This is a genomic window from Streptomyces sp. NPDC014006 (genome assembly GCF_043088925.1).
Lineage (GTDB): Bacteria > Actinomycetota > Actinomycetes > Streptomycetales > Streptomycetaceae > Streptomyces.
On record NZ_JBICAJ010000008.1, the window covers coordinates 40,892 to 60,347 of the forward strand.

At 71.8% G+C, this 19,456-nt stretch carries 19 protein-coding genes; 9 read left to right on the forward strand and 10 right to left on the reverse strand.

Annotation, left to right across the window (positions count from 1 at the left end):
* Positions 1 to 162: 162 nt before the first annotated feature.
* The 3 genes from ACF1GV_RS26030 (at position 163) to ACF1GV_RS26040 (ending at position 3,769) form a co-directional block, all read left to right on the forward strand.
* A complete protein-coding gene (locus ACF1GV_RS26030) occupies positions 163 to 1,140 on the forward strand; it encodes a glycosyltransferase family 2 protein (RefSeq protein WP_391685186.1) in 978 nt (325 codons plus the stop codon).
* Positions 1,137 to 2,495 (forward strand): polysialyltransferase family glycosyltransferase, encoded by a 1,359-nt coding sequence (locus tag ACF1GV_RS26035; RefSeq protein ID WP_391685188.1) that lies wholly within the window; start codon positions 1,137 to 1,139, stop codon positions 2,493 to 2,495. The genes ACF1GV_RS26030 and ACF1GV_RS26035 overlap by 4 nt, the downstream gene beginning before the upstream one ends.
* A 128-nt stretch (positions 2,496 to 2,623) precedes the next feature.
* Positions 2,624 to 3,769: an acyltransferase family protein gene (locus ACF1GV_RS26040; RefSeq protein WP_391685190.1), complete on the forward strand. Its 1,146-nt coding sequence runs from the start codon at positions 2,624 to 2,626 to the stop codon at positions 3,767 to 3,769.
* A gap of 3 nt (positions 3,770 to 3,772) precedes the next feature.
* Here ACF1GV_RS26040 and leuE read toward each other — a convergent pair whose 3' ends face one another.
* Complete coding sequence (leuE, locus tag ACF1GV_RS26045; protein ID WP_391685192.1) at positions 3,773 to 4,435, reverse strand: leucine efflux protein LeuE; 663 nt, start codon at positions 4,433 to 4,435, stop codon at positions 3,773 to 3,775.
* A 78-nt stretch (positions 4,436 to 4,513) separates the two neighbouring features.
* A complete protein-coding gene (locus ACF1GV_RS26050) occupies positions 4,514 to 6,094 on the reverse strand; it encodes a methylmalonyl-CoA mutase (protein WP_391685194.1) in 1,581 nt (526 codons plus the stop codon).
* Positions 6,095 to 6,307: 213 nt separating this feature from the next.
* On the opposite strand from ACF1GV_RS26050, the gene ACF1GV_RS26055 reads away from it, so the two are divergent.
* Positions 6,308 to 7,147 carry a L,D-transpeptidase family protein gene (locus tag ACF1GV_RS26055; RefSeq protein ID WP_391685196.1) on the forward strand — a complete coding sequence of 280 codons (840 nt, stop codon included), beginning with the start codon at positions 6,308 to 6,310 and terminating at the stop codon, positions 7,145 to 7,147.
* 207 nt (positions 7,148 to 7,354) lie between these two features.
* Here the strand turns inward: ACF1GV_RS26055 and ACF1GV_RS26060 are convergent, their stop codons facing one another.
* The 8 genes from ACF1GV_RS26060 to ACF1GV_RS26095 all read right to left on the reverse strand — a co-directional run bounded on the left by ACF1GV_RS26060 (position 7,355) and on the right by ACF1GV_RS26095 (position 14,771).
* Positions 7,355 to 8,479, reverse strand: coding sequence for a hypothetical protein (locus ACF1GV_RS26060; RefSeq protein WP_391685198.1), 1,125 nt, complete (start codon positions 8,477 to 8,479; stop codon positions 7,355 to 7,357).
* On the reverse strand, positions 8,479 to 9,153 hold the full coding sequence (locus tag ACF1GV_RS26065) for an RNA polymerase sigma factor (protein WP_391685200.1): 675 nt from the start codon (positions 9,151 to 9,153) through the stop codon (positions 8,479 to 8,481). Before ACF1GV_RS26065 ends, ACF1GV_RS26060 begins: the two co-directional genes overlap by 1 nt.
* Before the next feature lie 325 nt (positions 9,154 to 9,478).
* The gene (locus ACF1GV_RS26070) at positions 9,479 to 10,351 is read right to left on the reverse strand and encodes a hypothetical protein (RefSeq protein ID WP_391685202.1); all 873 of its coding nucleotides are present in this window, start codon (positions 10,349 to 10,351) and stop codon (positions 9,479 to 9,481) included.
* 78 nt (positions 10,352 to 10,429) lie between these two features.
* A complete protein-coding gene (locus ACF1GV_RS26075) occupies positions 10,430 to 11,062 on the reverse strand; it encodes an RNA polymerase sigma factor (RefSeq protein WP_391685204.1) in 633 nt (210 codons plus the stop codon).
* A 70-nt stretch (positions 11,063 to 11,132) separates the two neighbouring features.
* Complete coding sequence (locus ACF1GV_RS26080; RefSeq protein WP_391685206.1) at positions 11,133 to 11,525, reverse strand: hypothetical protein; 393 nt, start codon at positions 11,523 to 11,525, stop codon at positions 11,133 to 11,135.
* A 208-nt stretch (positions 11,526 to 11,733) separates the two neighbouring features.
* On the reverse strand, positions 11,734 to 12,159 hold the full coding sequence (locus ACF1GV_RS26085) for a hypothetical protein (RefSeq protein WP_363265874.1): 426 nt from the start codon (positions 12,157 to 12,159) through the stop codon (positions 11,734 to 11,736).
* Between the two features lie 143 nt (positions 12,160 to 12,302).
* Complete coding sequence (locus ACF1GV_RS26090; protein ID WP_391685208.1) at positions 12,303 to 12,863, reverse strand: hypothetical protein; 561 nt, start codon at positions 12,861 to 12,863, stop codon at positions 12,303 to 12,305.
* A 225-nt stretch (positions 12,864 to 13,088) separates the two neighbouring features.
* Positions 13,089 to 14,771, reverse strand: coding sequence for a glycoside hydrolase family 20 protein (locus ACF1GV_RS26095; RefSeq protein ID WP_391685210.1), 1,683 nt, complete (start codon positions 14,769 to 14,771; stop codon positions 13,089 to 13,091).
* 155 nt (positions 14,772 to 14,926) lie between these two features.
* On the opposite strand from ACF1GV_RS26095, the gene ACF1GV_RS26100 reads away from it, so the two are divergent.
* The 5 genes from ACF1GV_RS26100 to ACF1GV_RS26120 all read left to right on the forward strand — a co-directional run bounded on the left by ACF1GV_RS26100 (position 14,927) and on the right by ACF1GV_RS26120 (position 19,210).
* Positions 14,927 to 15,520, forward strand: a complete 594-nt coding sequence (locus tag ACF1GV_RS26100) for a 2-oxo-4-hydroxy-4-carboxy-5-ureidoimidazoline decarboxylase (protein ID WP_391685212.1) — start codon at positions 14,927 to 14,929, stop codon at positions 15,518 to 15,520.
* A gap of 268 nt (positions 15,521 to 15,788) precedes the next feature.
* Positions 15,789 to 16,169 (forward strand): succinate dehydrogenase, cytochrome b556 subunit, encoded by a 381-nt coding sequence (sdhC, locus tag ACF1GV_RS26105; protein ID WP_363265871.1) that lies wholly within the window; start codon positions 15,789 to 15,791, stop codon positions 16,167 to 16,169.
* 5 nt (positions 16,170 to 16,174) lie between these two features.
* Positions 16,175 to 16,657, forward strand: a complete 483-nt coding sequence (locus tag ACF1GV_RS26110; RefSeq protein ID WP_363265870.1) for a succinate dehydrogenase hydrophobic membrane anchor subunit — start codon at positions 16,175 to 16,177, stop codon at positions 16,655 to 16,657.
* A gap of 19 nt (positions 16,658 to 16,676) precedes the next feature.
* Positions 16,677 to 18,431 (forward strand): succinate dehydrogenase flavoprotein subunit, encoded by a 1,755-nt coding sequence (gene sdhA / locus ACF1GV_RS26115; RefSeq protein ID WP_391685214.1) that lies wholly within the window; start codon positions 16,677 to 16,679, stop codon positions 18,429 to 18,431.
* Positions 18,431 to 19,210, forward strand: a complete 780-nt coding sequence (locus ACF1GV_RS26120) for a succinate dehydrogenase iron-sulfur subunit (RefSeq protein ID WP_363265868.1) — start codon at positions 18,431 to 18,433, stop codon at positions 19,208 to 19,210. Before sdhA ends, ACF1GV_RS26120 begins: the two co-directional genes overlap by 1 nt.
* The last annotated feature ends 246 nt before the right edge of the window (positions 19,211 to 19,456 follow it).

The following is a 19,456-nucleotide window of genomic DNA, read 5'->3' on the forward strand; positions in this document are numbered from 1 at the left end:
AACCCGACCGCAACAAACGGTTAACAGCATGCCGCCGTACGGCGAATCGGCACGTGAACGGGGCCGGGTCGGGCTGGATTCACGACTTGGCCACACGTCGTTCACTCCTCGGCAAACCGACGGCAAAGACGCGGGCCGGAACCGCGCCCTAACGTCACCTGCGTGGTCAAGCTCTCCGTCATCGTGCCCTTCTACAACGTGCAGCAATACGCCCCGGCCGCCGTCCGGTCCCTGCGCGCCAACGCCCGGGAGGACTTCGAGTTCATCCTGATCGACGACTGTTCGACGGACGGCACGAAGGAAATCCTGGAACGCGCCGAGCGTGAACTTCCCGGCGCGGCGCTGATCCGACGTACCGAGAAAGGGGTGTCCGCCGCACGCAACACCGGAATCGACGCGGCCCGTGGCGAGTATCTGACGTTCATGGACGGAGACGACTACGCCGCTCCCGGCCATTTCGCGCAATTGGTCGATTCCATCGAGTCGCTGGGCTGCGATTTCGTCCGCACCGACCACGTGCGGTTCACCGGAAGTCAGCGCACCCTGTACCGGGTGCCGTTCGGGCCGCGTGACACCGTCGTCGACCCGCGCGCGGTGATCCTTCCGGCCGAGCGTTCCACCCCGGTGGACTACCCGTACTCCTGGGCCGGCGCCTACCACCGGCGGCTGGTCGACGAGGGGCTGCTGCACTTCCCCGAGGATCTGCGCACCGCCGAGGACCGGCCCTGGATCTGGCGGCTGCACCGCAAGGCGAAGTCCTTCGCGGTGCCGAGCGTGTTCGGCATCTTCTACCGGCGGGGCGTCACCTCGTCGCTGACGCAGATCGGCGACACGCGGCAGCTGGACTTCATCCGCTCCTTCGACCGGGTGCTGGCGGAGACCGCCGAGGACGTGGACGCGGACCTCTTCCTGCCCAAGGCCGTGCGCACCTACTGCGCCATCATCAGCCACCACCTGGCCACCATCGAGAAGTTCGAGGCGCCGGTGGCCCGCCGACTCCGTTCCCTGAGCGCCGCGGCCCTGCGCCGGATGCCGCAGGACCTGCTCAACGACACCCTGGACTCCATGGACCTCGACCGCGCCACCCAGCTGCGCCGACTGCGCCGCCGGCCCACGACGGCCTCGGAGGCCGTGGCATGAGCGACCGCCGCACCACCCGGATCCTCTGTGCCTCCACCCTGTACGGCGCCGCCACGCTGGCCGCCGCGCTCGACGCCGGCTGCTTCGGCCCCGCCGACCGCAAGCTGCTGCTGGTCAGCAACAACAGCGCGGCACCGGAGCTGAGCGAGCCCTTCGACGCCTCGCCCGCCTTCGGGCACCTGCGGGACCGCTTCGACGGCGTGCTGTCGTGGAACGAGGCCATCTCCCCGTTCCACCCGGGCGGCTGGTCCCCGCGCCCGGACGACCAGATCCTGTGGGAGCGCCATCTGCGGATGCTGTGGGACCTGGGCGACGACCGGATCGAGCTGGCCGTGGAGTCCATCCAGGTCAATCCGGCGCTGGCGATCTGCCAGATCTTCGGCGGCGCGCCCGTCGACGTGTACGCGGACGGGCTGATGTCCTACGGCCCGACCCGCTTCAAGATCGACCCGCTGGTGGGGACCCGGGTGCGGCGAGTGCTGCATCTGGACCTGGTGCCGGGTCTGACGCCGCTGCTGCTCACCGAGTTCGGTGTCGCGCCCGAGATCGTGCCGGCGGACGCCTTCCTGAAGGTGCTCGGCGAACTCGGCGGCACCGGCGAGGAGCTGCCGGTGACCGAGGAGGCGGCGCTGCTGCTCGGCCAGTACTTGTCCGCGCTGGACATCCTCACCGGCGAGGAGGAGGAAGACCTCCATGTGCGGATGCTGCGCGGGGTGGTGGGGCTCGGCCACACGCGCGTGGTGTTCAAGCCGCACCCCTCGGCCCCGGCCCGCTGGTCACGCGCGCTGGAGCAGGAGGCGGAGCGGCTCGGCGCCGAACTGACCGTGCTGGCCACGCCCGTGCTCGCCGAGGTGGTGTACCAGCGGATGCGTCCGGCGCTGGTCGTCGGCTGCTTCTCCACCGCGCTGCTGACCGCCTCCGCGCTGTACGGCCTGCCGGTGGCGCGCACCGGCACCGGGCTGCTGCTGGAGCGGCTCGCCCCGTACGAGAACAGCAACCGGGTGCCGGTCACCATCGCCGACGCGCTGCTGCCCGACCTGGCGGACGGCGACGCCGTGCGCGAACAGCGCCGTGGCCTGGACGCGGACGCCCTCACGGAGCTGCTGCGGGCGGTCGGCTATGCGATGCAGCCGAAGATCTGCCCCGAGCTGCGCCCGGCCGCCGAGCGGTATCTGAGCCGGCGGCTGAACGCGCACACCTGGCGGTACTTCAAGCGCCGCCGCCTGACGTCGCTGGGCCTGCCCGGCGGGGTGCCGGCGCAGTTGGCGTTCATCCCGCGCAACGCGACCGTGCGCCGGATGGCACGGCGCGCGCGGACGCTGCGGCGCCGGGTGGTCCGCGGGGGCGGCGCGTGAACGGTGGCCGGCGACGGCTGGATGAACTCTCGCGGACGGCCGGGCGAAAGGTCGCCGTGAGGGCTCGATGCGGCCGGTGGGCGCCGTTAGCGTCCGGTTGAGTTGACGAGCTTCGATGAGAGGTCCCTGTGATCGACACGCCCGCGGACACCCTGGGGAGCGCCGCGGCCGGCCCGGCGGTGCGCACCACGATTCCGCAGCCGCCGGCCAAGCTCCGGCCGGTGCGGCTGCGCGCCCTGGACGGGCTGCGCCTGGTGGCCGCGCTGATGGTGGCGGCCTACCACTACGGCGGCCGGGGCGGCGAGGTCACCAAGGCCTGGGGCAGTTCACCGCGCTTGCAGTTCCCGACGCTGCACACCCTCTTCGCCTACGGCTGCCTGGGCGTGCAGATCTTCTTCGTGATCAGCGGCTTCGTGATCTGCATGAGCGGCTGGGGCCGTCCGCTGCGTTCGTTCTTCGCCTCCCGCGCCTCCCGCCTGCTGCCCGCCTACTGGGTGGCGATCGTGCTGGTGACAGCGGTGATGGCGCTGCCGGTGCTGACGTACAAGACGGTGCCGGCGAGCGAGACGCTGGTGAACTTCACCATGCTGCAGATGCCGCTCGGCGCCCACCGGGTGCTGGGGGTGTGCTGGACGCTGTGGGCGGAGGTGCGCTTCTACGCCCTGTTCGCGCTGTGCATCGTGCTGCCGGGCGCCACCCGCCGCCGCGTGATCCTGTTCTGCGCCTGCTGGACGCCGGCGGCGGCGGTCGCGGGCGGGCTGAACCAGCCGGAGCTGGACGCCGTGGTGATGCCGGACTACGCGCCGTTCTTCATCGGCGGCATGGGCCTGTACCTGGTGCACCGCGACCGCCGTGACCCGTACGCCTGGGGCATCACCGCGGTCAACTGGCTGATCGGCCAGCAGGTCGCGGTGCGCAGCCTGTGGCACCCGGTGACGCCGGACATGTTCTCCTACCGCAGCGCCTACGGCGTCATCCTGATCGTCACGCTCGGCTTCCTCGCCGTCGCCGCGATCGCGCTGGGCCGGCTGCACTGGGCGAACTGGCGCTGGCTGACGGTCGCGGGCACGCTGACGTACCCGTTCTACCTGGTCCACGAACACCTGGGCTGGCCGGTCATCCAGGCCCTCCACCGCGGCCTCGGCGTCCCGTCCTACGGCACGTTCCTGCTCACGGTGGCGATCATGCTGGCGCTGGCGTGGCTGATGAACAAACTGGTGGAGGAGCGCTTCACCCCGAAACTGAGGGCGTTGCTGAACCGCCCGGTCAGCTGACGCCTAGGCGCTGGCGAAGGACAGCTTGAGCGCGAACCCGAGGAACAGCGCCCCCGCCGCCGAAGTGGCGCCGGCCGCCAGGCGCTTGCGGCGGCGGAAGGCGTCGGCGAGGCGGGTGCCGCCGAATATGAGCAGGGACAGGTAGAGGAAGCTGGCCGTCTGCAGCAGGACGCCGAGGACGACGAAGGAGAGCGCCGGGTAGGCGTAGTGCGGGTCGACGAACTGCACGAAGAAGGAGATCAGGAACAGGATCGCCTTCGGGTTCAGCAGGGAGACCACCAGGGCACGCCGGTAGGGCCGCTCGTCGGCGGGCTCGCCGTCGCCGACGGCGGGCTCGGCGAGCGCCTCCGCGGGTTCCCCGCGCGCCTTCCACATCGCCCGGGCCGAGCGCAGCATGCCGTACGCCATCCACGCGAGGTATCCGGCGCCGGCGTACTTCACCACCAGGAACAGCAGCGGGGTCGTGGTCAGCACGGACGCCGCGCCGAGCGCCGCCAGCGTCATCAGGATCGTGTCCCCGGTGAAGACCCCGGCCGCCGCCTTGTACCCGGTGCGGATGCCCTTGCGGGCGGCGACGGACAGGACGTAGAGCGAGTTGGGCCCGGGCAGCAGCACGATCAGTACGAGGCCGGCCAGGTAGGTGGGGAGATCGATGACGCCGAACATGGAAAGGAGTGTCGCACGGGGGCACGACACTCCTCACCTGGATTTCGCCTCAGTTCCCATGCGGAGGATCAGCGCAGCTCAGAACGCATCCGACGGCACGTAAGTCCCCCACACCTCGCGGAGCGCGTTGCACACCTCGCCCACCGTCGCGCGGGCGCGCAGGGCGTCCTTCATCGGGTAGAGGACGTTGTCCTCGCCCTCCGCCGCCTTCTTCAGGGCCGCCAGCGCCGAGTCCACCGCCGTCCGGTCGCGCTCGGCGCGCAGCTTGGCGAGGCGTTCGGCCTGCTGGGCCTCGATGGCCGGGTCGACGCGCAGCGGCTCGTACGGCTCCTCCTCGTCGAGCTGGAAACGGTTGACGCCGACCACGACCCGCTCGCCCGCGTCGGTCTCCTGCGCGATGCGGTAGGCGTTGCGCTCGATCTCGCTCTTCTGGAAACCGTGCTCGATCGCGTTGACCGCGCCGCCCAGGTCCTCCACCTTGCCCATCAGCTCCAGCGCCGCCGCCTCGACCTCGTCGGTCATCCTCTCGATGACGTACGAGCCCGCGAACGGGTCGACCGTCGCCGTCACATCCGTCTCATAGGCCAGCACCTGCTGCGTACGCAGGGCCAGACGCGCGGACTTGTCCGTCGGCAGCGCGATCGCCTCGTCGAAGGAGTTCGTGTGCAGCGACTGCGTACCGCCGAGAACCGCCCCCAGGCCCTGCACCGCCACGCGCACCAGGTTCACCTCCGGCTGCTGCGCCGTCAGCTGCACACCCGCCGTCTGCGTGTGGAAACGCAGCATCATCGACTTCGGGTTCTTCGCCCCGAACTCCTCCTTCATCACCCGTGCCCAGATCCGGCGCGCGGCGCGGAACTTGGCGACCTCCTCCAGGATCGTCGTCCGGGCGACGAAGAAGAAGGACAGCCGGGGCGCGAAGTCGTCGACGTCCATGCCGGCCGCGACCGCCGTGCGCACGTACTCGATGCCGTCTGCGAGGGTGAAGGCGATCTCCTGCGCGGGCGAGGCGCCGGCCTCGGCCATGTGGTAGCCGGAGATCGAGATCGTGTTCCACTTCGGGATCTCGGCCTTGCAGTACTTGAAGATGTCCGCGATCAGGCGCAGCGACGGCTTCGGCGGGAAGATGTACGTCCCGCGCGCGATGTACTCCTTCAGCACGTCGTTCTGGATCGTGCCGGTCAGCTTGTCCGCGCTGACGCCCTGCTCCTCCCCCACCAGCTGGTACATCAGCAGCAGCAGAGCCGCGGGGGCGTTGATCGTCATCGACGTGGACACCTTGTCCAGCGGGATGCCGCCGAACAGCACCTGCATGTCGTCGACGGAGTCGATCGCGACGCCGACCTTGCCGACCTCACCGTGCGCGATCGGCGCGTCGGAGTCGTGGCCCATCTGCGTGGGCAGGTCGAACGCGACCGACAGGCCCATCGTGCCGTTCGCGATCAGCTGCTTGTAGCGGGCGTTGGACTCCACCGCCGTACCGAAACCCGCGTACTGGCGCATCGTCCACGGCCGGCCGGTGTACATCGACGGATACACACCACGAGTGAACGGATACGAACCCGGCTCACCCAGCTTCTCGGCCGGGTCCCAGCCCGCCAGATCCCCCGGCCCGTACACCGGCTCGATGGGCAGTCCGGACTCCGACTCGCGTGCCATGGTGTGCCTCCGCACTACATCTGTTACTCGCCAGTAGAAACCAACCCTCGCCACGGACTGTAGCGACGGCCGTGCGCCCGGTGGAGTGCCCCACGCTGGGACCTTGCTCACAACGATGCCGCGCCGTTCGCGAGGCGTCACGCCTGGAAAGCATCAGAAGGACACCAACCCGAAGCGGTGAGACGGCGGGGGTCCGCGATGCGTACAACGGGCATGATCAGATCGGTCGGCGTGGGGGCTGCCGTGGTGGCGGTGGTGACGCTCGGCGGCTGCACCGTGCAGGGCGCGGGCGGCGGGCAGCGCTCGCCGGTCCACATCGACCTGCCCGGTACGTCCTCGCCGTCCCGTGGACCGTCGGCGCACTCCTCCCCCGGCTCCCCCGGCTCCCCGGACTCCTCCGACGGCAAGCCGGCCGCCGCGCCGCGGGTGCTGCTCGCGCCCGGCGACAGCGGCAGGGACGTGCGTGAACTCCAGGCCCGGCTACGGCAGGTGGCGTGGCTGTTCGACGGTCCGACCGGCAGCTACGACGACCTCACCGAGCAGGCCGTCAAGGGCTTCCAGGGCAAGCGCGGGCTGCCGCGGACCGGACGGGTCGACACGGTGACCTGGCAGCGGCTGCTGCGGATGACGCACGAACCCGGCAAGTGGGAGCTGTATCTGATGGGGGGCCAGCCCGCCGCCGCGCCGGACCCGCGCTGCCTGACCGGCCGGGTGCTGTGCATCAGCAAGTCCAGCCGCACCCTGCGCTGGATGATCGACGGGCGGACGGTGTCGACCATGTCGGTCCGCTTCGGCTCGCAGTACACGCCGACGCGGGAGGGCGTCTTCCACGTGTACTGGAAGTCCCGGCACCACGTGTCGACGCTGTACGACTCACCGATGCCGTACGCGATGTTCTTCAGCGGGGGCCAGGCGGTGCACTACTCCTACGACTTCGCCGCCCGGGGTTACGCCGGCGGCTCGCACGGCTGTGTCAACGTCCGGGACGAGACGGCGATCGCGGCGCTCTTCGCGCAGGTCCGCAACGGCGACAAGGTCGTCGTGTACTGGTGACCGCGGGTGGCGGGGAGAGTGAGACGGGCGCGGGCGGGACCGGGGGAACGTGCCCCGCCCGCGCCAGGTGCACGAGCCGTAGGTACGGGGGGAACCCCGGCTCAGTGCGACGGCCGATGACCAGTCGGCTCACTCATTACTGCGCCCCTGCGGCAGAAAACGTCACACCCTGCCCGAAAATTTTTCCACGAGTTACATCACCGCAGGTCAGAGGGCGTTCGACGGGGTCGTCACGTGGCCGCTGCGGCCCTGCCCCGGGCTGCCCGACGGGCCGTGACCGTGCCCCTGGCCGCCGGACGGTCCGTGACCGTGGCCACCGGATCCGCCGTGGCCGCCGCCGTCACCGCCCTGGCCGCCGTCTTCGCCTCCGGCCTTGGCGCCGCCGCTGTGCCCGCCTGCGCCGCCGCCCTGGTCACCGCCCTTGTCACCACCCTGGCCGACGGTCTGGCCGCCGGTCTGGCCCCCGGCGCCTTTGCCGCCCTGACCGGCGTCGCCGGTACCGCCAGCGGTGGCGCCGTGGCTGCCGCCCTTGCCGGACGAGCCCGTGCCCGCACCGGTGGAGCCGCGGCCACCGCCGCCCCGCGTGTGGCCCGCCCCGTCCTGACCGGAGCCGGGAGCGGCGAGGACCGTCCTGCAGTACGCGCCCACGCGCGGGGCACCGCCCGCCGCGGTCTCCAGGGCGCGCCGGCGGTCGCCGTCCAGCGCGCGGCCGCCCCGCAGGTCCTTGCAGGCCTCGGTGATCCGGCGCCGCGCGGCGTCCGCGCCACGGCCGTCGGCGGAGTCCGGGTCGCCCGCGGTGTCACGGTCGCCGTCGCGCGCGGTGCCGGAGCCCGCGGCGGTGCCGGCGGAGGCCGTCCCGTCCGGCGAGGGCGTGGCCTGCGGGTGCTCGGCCGTGGCGTCGGCCGACACCGACACGCGGGGATCGGGCTCGGCGCCGCCGAAGGTCGGGAGCACCCCGGTCCCGGCCGCGACCGCGACGCCGCCGACCGTGCCGACGGCCACGACGGCACACAGCGCCAGCCGCAGCGGGCGGCTCCAGCGGGCGCGACGGCCTGGCGGGTGCCCGGCGCCGAGCCGGACGACACCGTTGTCCGGGACGCGGACGGCGTCGCCGGTGTGCGCGGTGCGCGCCGCGCGGAAGGCGGCCACGGCCGCATCCTCGCCGGCGAGTCCGGTGTCGGCCTTCTCCGGTACGGCGGACAGCGCACCCAGGGCGCGGGCGAGCCGTTCGGCCTGCTCACGGGCGTCAGGGGGGACGGTGGCCGGCGGCTCGCCGCGCAGCAGACGCTCCGCCGTCTCGCGGTCCAGCCACCTGTACTGCTCGTCGGCCATCACATGTCCTTCTGCGTCCGCGCCCATCGTTGCGTCACACCGGCGGACGTCACCGCGCGGGCGCGCGGTTCTCTCTGCTGCGGCAGCGCGTCGAGCACGCCGGCCGATTCCGGATCGCCGTCCGGGCGCTCCCCGAGCAGCTCGGCGAGCTTCTTCAGGCCGCGGTGCGCGGCTGTGCGCACGGCTCCCGGCCGCTTGCCGAGGGTCTGTGCCGCGGTCTTGGCGTCGAGGCCGACGACCACGCGCAGCACGACCGCCTCGGCCTGGTCCTGCGGCAGCCGGGCGATGAGGGACAGGGTGCGGTCGGTGGCCAGCGCCTCCATGGCCTCGCCCGCGGTGTCGGAGTCCGCGGGGCGGCCGGTCAGCTCGGTCTCGTCGCCGCCGACGGCGGGGCGGCGGCCGCGCATGCGTATGTGGTCCAGCGCCCGGTTGCGCGCGATCCGCGCGGCCCAGCCGCGGAAGCGGTCGGCGTCCCCCTCGAAGCGCTCCAGATCGCGGGCGATCTGCAGCCACGCCTCAGAGGCGACGTCCTCCGCTTCGAGGTCGCCGACGAGCGTCCTGACATATCCGAGCAGCCGTGGATGTACGGTGCGGTACACGGCACGGAACGCGGTCTCGTCCCCGTCCTGCGCCGCACGCACCGCGGCTGTCAGCTCCGCGTCGTCCCCCAGCACCCTGGTTCCTCGATCGATGGTCGCGGTTCAAGACCGCAGGTGGTCGCGGTGGTCCGGGCCCCCCGCGGTCCGGCGCGAAAGGCACGTTACGGCCTTAAAGCACTGCTCGTCCATGTCGGTCGGGGATGCAACCATCTCGTGACGCGCACGGATGCCGACGGGGTGTGACAGAAAACGCACGCTCGGCGCTGTAGGAAGTACGGGCCGCCGCGCGGCCCGTGTCGCGCGACGGCCGGGGCCTCTCCTGTGGGGGGTGGCGGCCCCGGCCGTTGCCATGGCTCCACGGCACACCGGTGACAGCGGGGTTCGCCTGCTCCCCGGTGGCCTATTTCTTCGCTTTCTGCGTCTTCCCGGTTCCGGTGTGCGGCTGAGTGGCCTGGTCGTCCGGCCGGCCGCTGTCTTCCGTGCCGTGGCCCGGCTGGGTGGGCCGGTCCGCCGCGGTGGGGTGGGCGGCCGGGCTCGTGCCCGGGTGCCCGAGCTGCTCGGCGCAGTACGCCTCGACCCGGTTCGCGCCGCCCGCGGCCGCGACGAGCCGCTGCCAGGCCGTGGCGTCGAGTGTCTTGCCGTTGTCCCGGACCTGCTGCCAGGCAAGGCAGTGGGCCTCGGTGTCCTGAGCCGTCCCGGGCCGGTCGGGGCGTCCGGGCGGTCCGGTGCGGGGCAGGCCGGCGGAGGTGCCGGGCGCCGTGGCGGCGGACGTTTCCGCCGCGTCGCCGGAGGCGCTGGTAGCGGACCGTGATCCGCGCCGCCCGCCGTCCGGGCCGCCGGGGGCGTCGGAGGGGGAGTCGGGAGTGCCGATCGCCGCGAAGGCGACACCCCCGAGGGCGAGGCTCGCCGCCAGCACGGACAGCACGGCCTTCAGCGAGCGCCGAGGGCGCCGGGTGCGGGGCTGCCAGTCGTCACGCCGCCGGGTGCCGGCCCGGTGGGCGCCCGAGTCCCGCGCCGCACGGAACGCGGCCACAGCGCGCTGCTCGGCAGCCGGATCGACCTCACGGCTCAGGATCGCGGCGGCCAGCAGGTTCTCCAGCGCGAGCCGGTCGCCCCCGGCCGCGGGCGCGCCGGACGGCGGCGGGGAGCCGGGCGTGCCGCGGTCGCCGGCCGGCGTCGGGACGCCGTCGGCGGCGTGGGTCGCGGACGCGGGCGCGCCAGGGTGGGTGTGCCGGCGAGTGTGCGGCTCGCCGCCCCTGTGCGTGTCACCCATGTCCTTGTCCGTCCCTCTCCGTCCGGCCCGCTGGGCCGGACCCCTGCTGTGAGGTGTACGGCCTGCCGCCGCCACCGTTCATTTCGACTCCCCCAGCGTCCGGGAAGCCTCATCCGTCACACCTTCGCCCGCCGGGGCCGCCACGCCGAGCTGCCGGGCGAGTCGCCGCAGCCCCCGGTGGGCGGCGGTGCGGACCGCGCCCGGGCGTTTGCCGAGGACCCGGGCCGCCGCGGGGCCGTCGAGCCCGACGACGACCCGCAGCAGTACCGCCTCGGCCTGGTCGCGGGGCAGTTCGCGCACGAGGGCGAGGGTCCGCTCGGTGGAGAGTGACTCCAGCGCCTGGTCGTGCGTGCTGTGCGGCCCGGGCAGCTCCAGCAGCTCCGCGTCCAGGGCCGCCGGGCGCGGCCGTGAGCGCCGGCGGCGCAGGTGGTCCAGCGCCCGGTGCCGGGCGATGGTGGCCGTCCAGCCGCGAAAGCCCGCGCCGTCGCCCGTGAACCGCCCGAGGTCGCGGGCTATCTCCAGCCAGGCGTCGGAGGCCACGTCCTCGGCGTCCTCCCCCACCAGGCCGCGCAGATAGCCGAGCAGACCGGGCTGCACGATCCGGTACGCGACCGCGAAAGCGGCCTCGTCACCGGCCTGGGCCCGTGCGACCGCCGCGCCCAGCTCTCCGTCGTACGCCTGCGCACGCCGGGATTTGCCTCCCTGGCCCAAGACCGCCCTCGTTCGTCGTCCACGCCTCCACGGTCATCAGCGTCGTGGCTCACGGAAGTGTCACAGCATGTCAGACGGCCGCCCGCCGGGCCCGGCCGTGCAGGGTGAGATAGAAGGTCTGCAGCGAGTCCTCGGGGGCGCCCACCGAGAAGCGGTTGAGGACCTTGCCGAGAGGGTTCCAGACCCGGCCGTCGGGCATCCGCACCCCGACCGCCTGCCCGAAGCAGCCGCGCTGATCGGCGTCGAGGTCCACCCAGGCGGCGCCCGCCCGGCGCACGAGGACCTCACCGACGTAGGCGCCGAGCCCGAACAGCGTGCCGGCCACGCGCTCGTGGTCGGCGCCGCCCTTGCGCAGTCCGTCGACGATGAAGTCCACGACGCGCAGGCTGCGCACGGAGTAGTCGAGCGGCAGCCGATGGCTGGTGCTCGCACGGGCGACGAAGGCAGCCGCGTGCGATCGCATCCGGCATGCGTACGGCCCGCGTGGGTGCGCGGTGTCCATGGGCTCCCCCTCGCTCGGTCCCGGGAGGAACCGCGTGGCTCCCCCCGACTACCAAGCGGATGCCGGACCTTGGGCGTCACGGGCCGCAAGGGTGTGCATGGCCACAGCGAGACCGGGCGCGGGCGTACGGCCTTCGCGGCGCTCGTGCGTCGGGGCGTGCCGGGCGGTGTCAGTCGGGCGTCGTCGCGTCCCGGCACAGCAGGCGCAGGGAGCCGTGGCCGGCGTAGGTGCGGTGGGCCTCGTCCATCGGATCCCAGAGCTTGCCGTCGGGGGTGCGCACCCAGTGGTCGCCGCCGCTCGTCCACCACTCGGCGCCGGCCTGGCGGACGATCACCTCACCGGCGTAGGCGCCGAATCCGCGCAGCACGGTCGCCACGGCGGCTTCGGGGGCGCCCTCGCGCCGTATCTCCTCGATCATCCGGTCGACGCGCCACAGGCTCTGCGCCGAGTAGTCGAGGTGGAGGCGGGCGCCCTCGCGCATGGTGGCCACCACGTCGGCCGCCCACCGTGCGGGTTTGGCGGCGGCCTGCGGTCTGCCGTCCTGCCCGGGCGTCCGCTGGTGCCAGGTCGTGTGCTGGTGGCTAACAGTCGTCACGTACCCAAGAGCGCGCCGGGCCGGTGCGGTGTCACGGGGTTTCCGGGGTGTTCGGCGAACCGGCGCGAGTCCGCCCCAGCGCCCCCGCACGACGGTCACAGGACCCGCCCGGCGCGGCGGGTTTCAAGGGGCCGTTACGGGGTTCACACCCGTCCGCGGGACCGGCGTGAGACCACCGCGCGCAGCACCCGGCGGCCCTCGGTGGAGACGTCCAGGGCCCGGCGCAGGCCGGACGTGCCGTGTTCGGCGAGGACTTCGAGGACGGTGACCTGGCGGCGCAGCTCGGCGGCGACCAGCGGGGAGATGCCGTCGGTACGGCCCTGGCGGCGCGCGTCGACGCCGGAGGTGTCCCCGACGGGGTCGAGCAGCCGGTGGATCTGCAACGAGGCGACCGAGCAGGCGTCCGCCCACACCCGCACCTGCGGCGCGAACCGTTCGCCGGGCGCTGCGGCGAGCATCCGCTGGGCCAGCAGGGTCGCCTCGTCGCCGGCCTCGGCGGACAGCGCCAGCTTGCCGCGCGCCGCGTCGAGCAGGTCGCCCCAGGCGCCGCCGGCGTCGGCCGTGCCGTCCGCGAGATTCCCCCACAGGGGCCGCAACGTCTCGTCGTCGCCGCCCAGCAGGGGCAGGCACCGATCCAAACAAGCCAGTCCGCTCGCGGCCAGCCCGCGTTCGTCAGCTTGCGAGATGAGGTCCACCAGGCTCATCCACGCCTCCCTCGACGGGGCGCCATCCCTTACGGAGCCCGTACTTCCCCTTACTGCGTGCGACGCCCGCGCAGTGTCACAGGGGTACCACACCGAACCGGTCGAGGAAGGCGAAGCAGGTATTTTCGGCCAGCGGACCTGGCCACCGCACAGGCGCTTCCCTGACGTACCCGAACAGGACGGGCACCCCGTGCACAGCCCGCCGCAGCCGGTCCGGGGAACGGGTCAGCCGAGCCTGGCGGCCAGGGACTTGAACTGTGTCCAGGACAGAGCGGGCCTGCCCGGGTTCCAGAGCTTCTGCGCCGTCGCCCGCAGCGGCATCCGGATGCCGGCCGCGACCTGGTCCTGGGTCTGGGCGTGCGGGAAGTCGCCCCAGACGGCGAACGAGCCGCCGAGGATCTGCCCGTCGTAGCGGGCGGGGACCGGCTGGGTGCCGCGCAGCACGCGCGGACTCCACTCCTCGTAGATGCGCTGCCCGGTCGGGTAGAAGAACTGGTTGGGCTGCCCGAGGACGTAGTAGAGGTACGCGTCGTTGTAATTGATCACCTTGCGGCCCGCGCTCAGGTACTCCACGGGCTGCCGGGCCCCGATCTCCTTGCCGGTCCAGTACGCCACCTGGAGATCGCCGGCGGGCCGCACCGACGTCCCCCGGTAGAAGCCGTCGTTCCAGGCGCGCAGGGTGCGGTCGTGGGCGCGGACGGTGTCGGCGCGGTCGTCGAGCCAGCCGGTGGCGAGGTCGGCGATGGTGGCGGAGGAGCCGTGGGCCTCGCGGGCGGCGGCCGCGAGCTGCGGGTAGCTCGCCGCGGGGTTCTTCGCCATCAGCGCCTGGTACTCGTCGCCGCCGAGGTTCCATTTGTCTCCGGGGAACACGCCGGCGTACTCGTCGAGCAGGTCGTCGACGATCCGGGCGGCCGCGTCCTCGGAGACGTCGACGGCGCCGCGCGCCACGTTGCCGCGCGCGCTGACGAGCTTCAGATCGGGGTGGGCGGCGATCACGGCCCCGAGGTGCCCCGGCGAGTCGATCTCCGGCACGACGGTGATGTGCCGGCTCGCGGCGAGCTGGACGATCCGCTTGACCTGCGCCTTGGTGAGGTGGTCCGGGGAGACGATCTCCGGGTGGCTGCCGGACTCGATCCTGAACCCCTGGTCGTCGGAGAAGTGCAGCCCCAGCTCGTTGAACTTCAGATCGCCGAGCTCGCGGATGCGGTCCTCGATCCAGCCGGCGGTGAACGGCTTGCGCGCGATGTCCAGCATGAACCCGCGCACCGGCTTCGCCGGCTCGTCCCGCACCACACCCTCCGGCGCGCTGCCCGCCCCGCGCACCTCCTGCTTCAGCGTGCGGGTGCCGTAGAAGACGCCCGCCTCACCGGGCCCGCTGATCACCACCCGCCCGCCGCGCACGGTCATGGTGTACGACTCCGGGTTGCCGCCCTCGCCGCCGCCGAGCGCCAGTCGTACGTCACCGGCGCGCACGTCGTCGCGCCGCCCGCCGTAGGCGAGGCCCAGCTCACCGGCGATCAGCCTGCCCTCGTCGGCCAGCTCGGGATCGCTGACGACGACCCGGGAGCCGTGCGCGGGACGCCAGCCCGGTCCGCGCGCCGGGGTGTGCGCCCGCACCGCCGGGATGGTGCGCGGGGCGGTGGACAGCGCGGAGGAGCGGGTGGGGCCGGGTGCGTCGGAGGGCTTGCCCGACGCCGTCCGGCCGGGTGACGCGTCGGATCCGGCCCCGGAGGGCCGCGCCTGTGCCGTCGGGCCGCCGGAGGGCCCGCCGCCCGCCGAGGCCCACACCCCGACGCCGACGCCGAGCGCGACGGTCCCGGCGATCGCCGCCACGACGACGAGCCGCCCCTGCCTGTTCCGCGTCCTTGGCCTGTTGTGCCTTCTCTGCTTGCGCCTGTGCTGGCTCACCCCGCCAACGTACGACTCCGCACGGCGCGCATCGCATCCGGCACGTCCCTGGGGGTGTCCACCCCACATCCCGACACTCTCCCGTGCGGGTGAAATCCGGGTATCCGTCGGACACACCGTGACCATTGTCGATAACGTGGTGTCACATCTCTCACATGATCCCCTGCCGACCCACACATCACCCACGCCGAGGACTCACGCTGCCCGCGCACCGTCTTCCCCGTCTCCCCGGCAACGTCGCCATACCGACACTGCCCGAGCAGCCGCGCGTCCCGCGGCCGCCGGCCGGTCTGGGGGACTTCAACGACGCGCCCGCCGACCAGGCCGTGCGCGCCCTGCTGCGCTGCCTGCGCAGCCTGCGCTGGGCGCGCCGCATCGCCGACCACCGGCCGTATCCCACGCTGGACGCCCTGCTGGCCGCGTCCGACGAGGCCGCCTACGACCTGCCCCCCACGGACCTGGCGGAGGCGCTGACCGCGGAGGCCCTGCCGCCGCTCCCCGCCGACACCTACGGAGCGGCCCACACGGCCCTGACGGCGGCGAACGCGGCCTACGAGGCCAGATTCGGACATACGTTCGTGATCTGTCTGGACGGCGTTCCGCCCACGGAGGCCCTGGATCACGTCCTGGAAGCCATCCGGTCACGATTGGCGAACGACCCGGAGGAGGAACGGGTGGTGGCGGCGGAGGAACTCCGGCGCCTGGCGAAGGAACGTCTGGCGTCGCACCTCAGGAGCGCGGGGCCGTAGTCCGATGTGCGGCGTCCGCCGCGCGGCCTCGACCGGGCACTGCCAGCCGGCCGGCACCCGGCAAAGCATCACAAACGCCCCACCTCAGGAGCCTCACTAGCCCACCCGTACCTCTTTACGTGCCAGTTTGATCACACCGGGGGACCCCGGCGAGGCTCAGCGCCAGCGCGTCGCTACGATGCTGGGGGCCGGTGGACCGTACCCGGCCGGGCCCGACCGACACCCGAAGCCGGCGCGGCCCCAACCCCCGCTCCCGGAGGAAACTTCCGTGCCGGCTGGAACGCTGTACCGCGGCCGGGAAGGAATGTGGTCCTGGGTGGCTCATCGAGTCACCGGCGTCCTCATTTTCTTCTTCCTGTTCGTTCACGTGCTGGACACCGCCCTCGTCCGTGTCTCTCCCGAGGACTACGACAAGGTCGTATCCACCTACAAGACGCCGATCGTCGCCTGCCTTGAGTACGGCCTCGTCGCGGCCATCCTCTTCCACGCGCTCAACGGCCTCCGTGTCATCGCCGTCGACTTCTGGTCCAAGGGCCCGCGCTACCAGAAGCAGATGCTCTGGACCGTCGTGGGCATCTGGATCGTGCTGATGATCGGGGCGATCTACCCCGTCCTCGGCCACGCCGCTCGTGTTCTGTTCGGGAGCTGACGCGCATGTCCACCACTGAAACCACCGCTTCGGGTATCGGGCCGGTCGAGGGCGGAGCCGTCTACTCCGTCGACAACCCGGCGCCCTTCATCGAGGCCCCTCGCAAGCGCACCAAGAAGACCCCGAAGTCGACCCGGGGGAACTTCGAGATGGCGGCCTGGCTCTTCATGCGCCTGTCCGGCGTCGTGCTGGTCGTCCTGGTCATCGGCCACCTGCTGATCCAGCTGGTGCTGGACGGCGGCGTGTCCAAGATCGGCTTCGCCTTCGTGGCCGGCCGCTGGGCCTCGCCGTTCTGGCAGGTCTGGGACCTGCTGATGCTCTGGCTGGCGATGCTGCACGGCGCCAACGGCCTGCGCACGGTCATCAACGACTACGCGGAGCGCGCGAACACCCGCCTGTGGCTCAAGGGCCTGCTCTACACCGCCACGGTGTTCACCATCCTGCTGGGCACGCTGGTGATCTTCACCTTCGACCCGAACATCCGCTAGGCACGGGGCTGCGAGAATCATGAAGATCCACAAGTACGACACCGTCATCGTCGGCGCCGGTGGCGCCGGTATGCGGGCCGCCATCGAGGCGACCAAGCGCAGCCGCACGGCCGTCCTGACGAAGCTCTACCCCACCCGCTCCCACACGGGCGCCGCGCAGGGCGGCATGGCCGCCGCGCTGGCGAACGTGGAGGAGGACAACTGGGAGTGGCACACCTTCGACACGGTCAAGGGCGGTGACTACCTGGTCGACCAGGACGCCGCCGAGATCCTGGCGAAGGAGGCCATCGACTCCGTCCTCGACCTGGAGAAGATGGGCCTGCCGTTCAACCGGACCGCGAACGGCACCATCGACCAGCGCCGCTTCGGCGGTCACTCGCGCAACCACGGCGAGGCGCCGGTCCGCCGCTCCTGCTACGCGGCCGACCGCACCGGCCACATGATCCTCCAGACGCTGTACCAGAACTGCGTCAAGGAGGGCGTGGAGTTCTTCAACGAGTTCTACGTCCTTGACCAGCTGATCACCGAGGTCGACGGCGTCAAGCGCTCGGCCGGTGTCGTGGCGTACGAGCTGGCCACCGGTGAGATCCACGTCTTCCAGGCGAAGTCCGTGATCTACGCCTCCGGCGGCTGCGGCAAGTTCTTCAAGGTGACGTCCAACGCGCACACCCTGACCGGTGACGGCCAGGCCGCGGTGTACCGCCGGGGCATCCCGCTGGAGGACATGGAGTTCTTCCAGTTCCACCCGACCGGCATCTGGCGCATGGGCATTCTGCTCACCGAGGGTGCCCGCGGTGAGGGCGGCATCCTGCGCAACAAGGACGGCGAGCGCTTCATGGAGAAGTACGCGCCCGTCATGAAGGACCTGGCGTCCCGTGACGTCGTCTCGCGCTCGATCTACACGGAGATCCGTGAGGGCCGCGGCTGCGGTCCCGAGGGCGACCACGTCTACCTGGACCTCACCCACCTCCCGCCGGAGCAGCTGGACGCCAAGCTGCCCGACATCACGGAGTTCGCGCGCACCTACCTCGGCATCGAGCCGTACACGGACCCGATCCCGATCCAGCCCACCGCGCACTACGCCATGGGCGGCATCCCGACGAACGTCGAGGGTGAGGTCCTGGCGGACAACACCACCGTCGTCCCGGGCCTGTACGCGGCCGGCGAGGTGGCCTGCGTGTCCGTGCACGGCGCCAACCGTCTGGGCACGAACTCCCTGCTGGACATCAACGTCTTCGGCAAGCGGGCCGGCATCGCCGCCGCGGAGTACGCGCAGAAGGCGGACTACGTCGAGCTGCCGGAGAACCCCGAGTCCCTCGTCGTGGAGCAGATCGAGCGTCTGCGCAGCTCGACCGGCACCGAGCGGGTGGCGGAGCTGCGGCGCGAGCTGCAGGACACCATGGACGCCAACGTCATGGTGTTCCGCACCGAGCAGACGATCAAGACGGCAGTCGAGAAGATCGCCGAGCTGCGTGAGCGCTACAAGAACGTGGCGATCCAGGACAAGGGCAAGCGGTTCAACACGGACCTGCTGGAGGCCATCGAGCTGGGCAACCTGCTCGACCTGGCCGAGGTCATGGCGGTGTCCGCGCTGGCCCGCAAGGAGTCCCGTGGCGGTCACTACCGCGAGGACTACCCGAACCGCGACGACGTCAACTTCATGCGCCACACCATGGCGTACCGCGAGGTCGGCGCCGACGGGACCGAGTCCATCCGTCTCGACTACAAGCCGGTCGTCCAGACCCGCTACCAGCCGATGGAGCGTAAGTACTGATGGCTACCCCTGTTCTGGACAAGGACGAAGCGGCCGGCCGGCCCGAGCCCGGTTTCGCCGACTCCCCCTACATCACCGTCACCTTCCGGGTCCGCCGGTTCAACCCGGAGGTCTCCGCCGAGGCGACCTGGGAAGACTTCCAGCTGGAGATCGACCCCAAGGAGCGCGTCCTCGACGGCCTCCACAAGATCAAGTGGGACCTGGACGGCACGCTGACCTTCCGCCGCTCCTGCGCCCACGGCATCTGCGGCTCCGACGCGATGCGGATCAACGGCAAGAACCGTCTGGCGTGCAAGACGCTGATCAAGGACATCAACCCGGAGAAGCCGATCACGGTCGAGCCCATCAAGGGCCTGACGGTCCTGAAGGACCTCGTGGTCGACATGGAGCCCTTCTTCCAGGCGTACCGGGACGTGATGCCCTTCCTGATCACGAAGGACACCAACGAGCCGACGCGCGAGCGTCTGCAGTCCGCCGAGGACCGCGAGCGCTTCGACGACACCACGAAGTGCATCCTGTGCGCCGCGTGCACGTCGTCCTGCCCGGTCTTCTGGAACGACGGCCAGTACTTCGGCCCGGCGGCCATCGTCAACGCGCACCGCTTCATCTTCGACTCGCGTGACGAGGCCGGCGAGCAGCGCCTGGAGATCCTGAACGACAAGGACGGCGTCTGGCGCTGCCGCACGACGTTCAACTGCACGGACGCCTGCCCGCGCGGCATCGAGGTCACGAAGGCGATCCAGGAAGTGAAGCGCGCGCTGATCACGCGCCGCTACTAAACCTGCCCGCCGGTCGCCCGGCTCGGCCCCGAGGGCCCCGTTTCCGACTCCGGAAGCGGGGCCCTCGCCGCGTCCGGGGCGGCTGCTCCGTGCAGCGCGGGCGTATCCGGTCCCGCATGTCGGCGGGCATACCAGGTTCCGTGTATCGCGGGCGTCTCGGACATCGCATACGGCACGGCAACGGCCCTCCGTCCGGAACCTTCCAGCGCGGAACGGAACGCGTCCGCACCGACGAGCACGCATCGC